Origin of the sequence: Plectonema cf. radiosum LEGE 06105, assembly GCF_015207665.1 — a bacterium.
Classification (GTDB): domain Bacteria; phylum Cyanobacteriota; class Cyanobacteriia; order Cyanobacteriales; family Nostocaceae; genus Rivularia; species Rivularia radiosa_A.
The window spans coordinates 1-6578 of the sequence record NZ_JADEWL010000231.1 but is presented as its reverse complement, the minus strand read 5'-3'; the positions used below and the strand labels follow the sequence as shown (position 1 = coordinate 6578).

At 38.5% G+C, this 6578-nt stretch carries 4 protein-coding genes; all 4 read left to right on the top strand.

Annotation, left to right across the window (positions count from 1 at the left end; translation table 11 throughout):
• Positions 1 to 55: 55 nt before the first annotated feature.
• The 4 genes from IQ247_RS30895 to IQ247_RS30880 all read left to right on the top strand — a co-directional run bounded on the left by IQ247_RS30895 (position 56) and on the right by IQ247_RS30880 (position 6553).
• Positions 56 to 1261 carry a glycosyltransferase family 4 protein gene (locus tag IQ247_RS30895; protein ID WP_193925879.1) on the top strand — a complete coding sequence of 402 codons (1206 nt, stop codon included), beginning with the start codon at positions 56 to 58 and terminating at the stop codon, positions 1259 to 1261.
• Between the two features lie 477 nt (positions 1262 to 1738).
• Positions 1739 to 2272, top strand: a complete 534-nt coding sequence (locus tag IQ247_RS30890; RefSeq protein WP_193925878.1) for a hypothetical protein — start codon at positions 1739 to 1741, stop codon at positions 2270 to 2272.
• A 213-nt stretch (positions 2273 to 2485) separates the two neighbouring features.
• Entirely contained in the window at positions 2486 to 3601 is a 1116-nt protein-coding gene (locus tag IQ247_RS30885; protein WP_193925877.1) for an amidoligase family protein, read from the top strand.
• 426 nt (positions 3602 to 4027) lie between these two features.
• Positions 4028 to 6553, top strand: a complete 2526-nt coding sequence (locus IQ247_RS30880; RefSeq protein ID WP_193925876.1) for a mannose-1-phosphate guanyltransferase — start codon at positions 4028 to 4030, stop codon at positions 6551 to 6553.
• Positions 6554 to 6578: the final 25 nt, after the last annotated feature.

Genomic DNA, 6578 nt, shown 5'->3' with positions numbered 1-6578 from the left:
CTCCGGTGGTACTAACCTTTGACCTTTGACCTTTAAACTTTGACCTTATTATTATATGCGTATTTTATTTTTACACTCTAATTTTCCGGCTCAATTTCGTCATTTGGCTGTAGCTTTAGCACAAAATCCTCATAATCAAGTTGTTTTTGGTACTACTCGTCAAGAAGGTTCCTTACCTGGGGTTTTCAAAGCAGTTTATAGTCCTAGTAGAGATGTAAACCAGCAAACTCACCATTATGTTAGACCTTTAGAAAAAGCTGTGCTTCAAGGACAAGGAGTTTATCGTTTAGCAGAACAATTAAAACAAAAGGGTTTTATTCCAGATATAGTTTACGGTCATTCGGGTTGGGGTCCGACGTTATTTATTAAAGATGCTTTTCCCGAAGCTAGTTTACTTTGTTACTTTGAATGGTTCTATCAAGCACATGGAACGGATGCTGATTTTGACCCAATAGATCCCTTAACTCCCGATGATGAAGCTCGGATTCGGATCAAGAATGCTCCCATTTTGCTTGACTTATACAGTTGCGATCGCGGTTTGTCTCCAACTTATTGGCAGCGTCAACAGTTTCCCCTAGAATACCAAAGTAAAATTACTGTATTTCATGATGGTATTGATACAAACTATTTTCAACCGCAACCGGGAGCAAAGCTGGTCATACCACGAATTAATCTTGACCTTTCTCATGTAGAAGAAATTATTACTTATGTTGCACGGGGTATGGAACCTTATCGAGGTTTTCCGCAATTTATCGAAACCGTTGCATTACTTCAGCAGAAACGACCAAATTGTCATGTGGTGATTGTTGGGGAAGACAGAGTTGCTTACGGAAAACAGCTTCCCGATGGTCAAACTTACAAACAGTTGATGCTGGAAAAAGTACCATTAGATTTAACAAGAACTCATTTTACAGGTTTATTGCCTTACAGTGAATATCTGCAAGTATTGCAAGCTTCCTCAGTTCACGTTTATTTAACCCGTCCTTTTGTTTTATCTTGGTCAATGTTGGAAGCTTTATCTACAGGTTGCTTAATAGTCGCTTCAAATACAGCACCCGTAACCGAAGTAATTGCAGATGGTATTAACGGTTTATTAGTGGATTTCTTTTCACCAGAAGAAATATGTAATCGTGTTGAGGAAGTTCTCGATCATCCTAATAAGATGTCTTCAATTCGAGAGAAAGCGCGAGAAACTATTTTAAAAAAGTATGACTTAGCACAGTTACTAGCAAAGCATTTGGAATGGATGGTTAAAGGTTAAAGGTTAGAGGTTAAAGGTTAGAAGATAATTTTTTTTCTGTTTAACTTTTTAGTTTTGGCTTGTTGGTGATTTGGGAAATTTTTAAGTATATATTCGGATTTTCAAAAAATATTTTTACAAATAAATTACAAAAAGTTGCTACTTTTTTTCTTGTGAAAGTAGCTTATTTTTTATGTTGTATGCTTGGTTAGTTCGTAGTAATGGCAATTTTAGCCATTACAGTTCAATTAAGGATTATTAGGGAGCATTATAGATGTAGAGACGCGAAATTTCGCGTCTCTACATGAGGTTACAGTTTTAACTGAACCGTATTGTCATTATAAACAGAAATTTCTGGATTTTTTCAGAAATTACCGAATAGCGGACTGTATTCAAAAACAGAAAGCAAGTTTAAATACTTTAAGCTTGCGGACAGAGTGTATTCTAAAATGTAAAAAAAACGAATATCTCGAATATATAAATTAGGAAACATGAATCATGAAGTGTAATCTGAAAATATTATTGTTGTCTTTAGGTTTGTTTGTTTGTTCTGTTAGTACTATTAGTAATGTTAATGCTCATAACACAAATCAAACTTCACCAAAAAAATCTTTAAGCGTTGAACAAAATGTTTTAATCAAAGCCGCAACAAAACAAGTTAAAGAGAAAGAATTCAAAGCTTTTTTTAATAGTAAATATGACTATTGGGATGCTCGCGTACTTGCAGACTATTGGGGACAGTCTGTATCTGAAGCAAAAGCGAGAATGGGTAGAAAAATTCTTTGGGGTAAATCTGATGTTGCTATCCTCGAACAGTTTCTTGTAGATGCAAGAATTCAAGCATTGCAGAAAGTCCAGGGTTCTAATCCTTCCTTGGAAATGTATAGTAATTCAGGATATAACTATAATGATGCGGAAAAACTTGCTAAACTTTGGGGTGAAAGTTCTCCTTGGGAAGCCAAAATACGCATTGAGAAAAACTTAATTTTGGGGCAACGAGAAGTAATTGAACAAGCTTTGCAAGCAAGGTAGAAGGTTTAAGGTTAGAGGTTAAAGGTTAAATATTAGTTATTAAAACTGATATTTTATGTTTTATTTCAGTTAGTTTATATATACTGGTGGGCTTTTAGTCCACCTATTCTTATGTAACTTTAATTTAATATTTTTAGTCCATTTTAATTGACTATTTTTATATTTTAATGATGTATAGCTGCAAATTTACGAATATATATATAATTATCTAGTATGTCCAAATTGAATTGGAAAATTGGTTGTGAAATTGAATTATTAGCACCAAAAGGATTAAGCAGAAAAGATTTAGCTGACTCGATAGCGCAAGCAAATAATGGAATAGTACGTCGTATATTTTATCCTCAATCCGAACCAAGTAAAGTTCCAGGAAAGCCTTTATTTCATAACCTGACTTTAGGTTTTGAAGTAATTGATCAACAAGGAAATTTAATCGCGAAATGTGTTGATGATTTAACTATTCAAGATGATTTAAATAAATCACAATTACCTACACCGGGATGGTATCGCATAGTGAGTGATGATACCAGATTTTTAGAATTAATCATTCGTCAAACAAACGCCGAAAAAACTAAAGCCGAAGTTCTTAACCCCATTGCCGATTTATTTGGGACTTGTGCAGAAGAGAGTGCAGAAGGAATGGTACGAGTTGCTGATAATACTGGTTTACCCATTGCGATCGCAGCACCGTTACCAGGAGAGCGAGAACGTCCCTGTGAGCTAATTTCACCACCTATTGATACAAATCATCTGGAAAAATTAGAAGTTCTTTTAAGAACAGCACGTCTACTTGGTTTTACTGCTCCCGTTGAGGGTGCAACTCACATCCATTTTGATGCTTTACCTTTATGTTCTGCGAATGTATTTGCTAATTTAGTCAATATTTTTCATGCACATGGAGAAAATCTCAAAAGATTGGTGGGAACTAACCCCAAATGCAGAAGGTTGGGAAGTTGGGATATAACTTTATTAAAATTAGTCAACGAATCCGGCTTTCGGGAATTAACTTGGGAACAAGCCAAAACGCGGATTGCCAAACTTGAATTAACAAAATATTGCAACTTTAACCTGAAAAACTTAATTCATCCTATCCCGAATAAACTAACCTTTGAAGCTCGAATTTTTCCAGTTTGGCTTGATTCACAGCCGATTGTCGAAGCTGCGGCTTTATGCGAAGCAATTCTTCGTTACGCCATGAGTGAACTCCAAATATCGCCGATTGCATCCCTAGAGTGGAAATTAGAATCGGTGCGGGATTTCCTGCAAATACTCCCAATGTCAGAAGATATTCATAATGTGTGGTTATCTCGCGCTGCAAACTCCATAAAATAAATTTGATCGCACACCCCAAACCAATAATGTAGATACGGGGCGTATTGCTACGTCTGATGAATGTTGCAACACCCCAATTTATAAATCCTATCCCCTCAAACCAAACGCTTAATATCTTTTCTTTGTTAAGATGCGCCGATTTTATAGATAATCTAATTATGACCATATGCATCTTGGGGAAGTTCCCTAAATTTGAATATCCATAGCAAACTAGATACAGAACCATATAACGTTATTCATCAAGTATTGGAAAGTTGATTGCATGGACTGGCTATGAAACACTGTTAATTGAGGGCTGGAAGTTTTTTCAATCCAAGTAACCGATTGATAACTCTGAATTTTTAGTATTTCACAGCCCAGTACTTCGATTCAATCCCAGTAATAAAGCGACGACTGACTGTAAGAAACCAATGAAATGGAGGATTTATGCGAGCAGTACTTATGGCTGGAGGTTCCGGGACGCGGCTTCGTCCGTTAACTTGCGACTTACCTAAACCAATGGTGCCTATCCTCAATCGACCAATTGCCGAACACATTATCAATCTTCTCAAACGGCACGACATTACAGAAATTATCGCTACCTTGCATTATTTACCAGATACGATGCGGGACTACTTCCAAGATGGTAGCGATTTTGGCGTACAGATGACTTATGCTGTGGAAGAAGACCAGCCTTTAGGTACGGCGGGTTGTGTAAAGAACATTGCCGAACTTCTAGATGGTACGTTTTTGGTGATAAGTGGAGATAGTATTACTGATTTTGACTTAACAGCAGCAATTAAATATCACAAAGAAAAAAAATCCCAAGCGACTTTAATTTTGACCCGCGTTCCCAATCCAATTGAATTTGGAGTGGTGATTACTGATGAATCTGGACGCATCAATCGCTTTCTAGAAAAACCTTCTACTAGCGAAATTTTTTCCGATACGGTGAATACCGGCGCTTATATTCTAGAACCTGAAGTTTTGGAATATCTTCCCGCAAACCAAGAATCGGACTTTTCTAAGGACTTATTTCCCTTACTCCTGAAAAAAGGTGAACCGATGTTTGGTTATGTTGCCTCCGGTTATTGGTGCGATGTGGGACATTTAGATGCTTACCGCGAAGCTCAATATGATGTACTCAACCATAAAGTTAAAGCTGATTTTCCCTACACAGAAATTTCCCCTGGTTTATGGGTTGGTCAAAACACTTACATTGATTCTTCAGCGGTAATTGAAACACCAGCTTTAATTGGCGACAATTGTCGAATTGGTAATAGAGTCCAGATCGAAGCCGGAACGGTTATCGGAGACAACGTTACTATCGGTGCTGATGCCAATTTGAAACGTCCAATTATCTGGAATGGAGCAATAGTTGGTGATGAAGCTCAATTAAGCGCCTGCGTAATTTCTCGTGGTACTCGTGTAGACCGTCGCGCTCATGTACTGGAAGCTGCCGTAGTTGGTTCACTTTCAACTGTGGGAGAAGAAGCTCAAATTAGCCCCGGTGTGCGGGTATGGCCGAGTAAAAAGATTGAGTCGGGCGCAATTCTAAATATAAACTTGATTTGGGGTAACACCGCTCAACGTAATTTATTTGGACAACGGGGCGTTCAAGGATTAGCAAATATTGATGTTACTCCAGAATTTGCCGTTAAATTGGGTGCTGCTTACGGTTCTACTTTAAAACCAGGTTCCCAAGTTACGGTGTCTCGCGATCAGCGGACTATATCGCGTATGGTAACTCGGTCATTGATTGCTGGTTTAATGTCTGTAGGCATCGAAATCCAAAACTTAGATGCAACAGCTTTACCAATTGCTCGTACTATCATACCGAATATGGGTGTAGCTGGTGGCATTCATGTCCGCATTCATCCTAATCGTCCCGACTATATCCTGATTGAATTTCTCGATGCTAAGGGAATCAATATTCCTAAAGCCAAAGAAAAGAAAATCGAAGGGGCATATTTTAAAGAAGATATGCGACGGGTGCAAATTCATGAAATTGGTAATGTTGCCTATCCCAGCCAATTAGTTGACCGTTATTGCAACGCTTTTGAAAATCTCCTAAATATCGATACCATCCGCCATAGTCGCGCAAAAGTGGTGATTGATTACGTTTATGGAGTATCTGGGGCTGTATTACCTCAAATGTTAGATAAATTTGGTGCTGATGCGGTGGTACTTAATGCTAGTTTAAATAAAATCGCCACTTCCGAAACTGACCTAGAAGCTTTGCTAACCCAGTTAGGTCATGTAGTAGAAGCACTTAAAGCCAACTTTGGGGTACAAGTCACAGCAAACGGTGAACAACTGGTATTAGTTGATGAATCCGGTATTCCCATTCGAGGAGAAATGCTCACCGCTCTGATGGTGGACATGATTTTGACTTCCAACCCCAGAGGAACTGTAGTAATACCAGTTCATTCTTCTTCCGCTGTGGAACAAATCGCTCGTCGTCATGACGGTAAAGTGATTCGCACCAAAGCAAATCCTACAGCGTTAATGGAAGCTTGCCAAAATAATCCTAATGTTGTTTTGGGTGGTAGTGGCGACACAGGTTTTATTGTTCCAGAACTGCATCCGGGATTTGATGCAATGTTTTGTATTGCCAAAATAATTGAAATGCTGACAATTCAAGAACGTTCTCTTACCACAGTGCGTTCCGAATTACCCCGCGTAATTCACAAAACTTATACAACTCGCTGTCCTTGGACGGTCAAAGGTGCATTAATGCGGCACTTGGTAGAAACTCATCCCCAAGAACAATTAGAATTAATTGATGGGGTAAAAATTTGTCAACCTTATGATGATAGTTGGGTATTAGTTCTACCAGATGCAAGCGAACCATTAGTCCATTTATACGTTAACAGTAACGATCGCGAATGGGCTGACGAATCCTTAAGAACATACCGCGCTCGCGTACAAGAGTTTGTCGAAACCGAGCAAGAGCAGGTGGTGGAAGTTTGAGGCAAGGGGGGATGGGGAGAGGGGG

Bases quoted from the DNA above. Each gene is read 5' to 3' on its own strand.
- IQ247_RS30895 (WP_193925879.1), top strand. From the start codon at position 56: ATGCGTATTTTATTTTTACACTCTAATTTTCCGGCTCAATTTCGTCAT.
- IQ247_RS30890 (WP_193925878.1), top strand. From the start codon at position 1,739: ATGAAGTGTAATCTGAAAATATTATTGTTGTCTTTAGGTTTGTTTGTT.
- IQ247_RS30885 (WP_193925877.1), top strand. From the start codon at position 2,486: ATGTCCAAATTGAATTGGAAAATTGGTTGTGAAATTGAATTATTAGCA.
- IQ247_RS30880 (WP_193925876.1), top strand. From the start codon at position 4,028: ATGCGAGCAGTACTTATGGCTGGAGGTTCCGGGACGCGGCTTCGTCCG.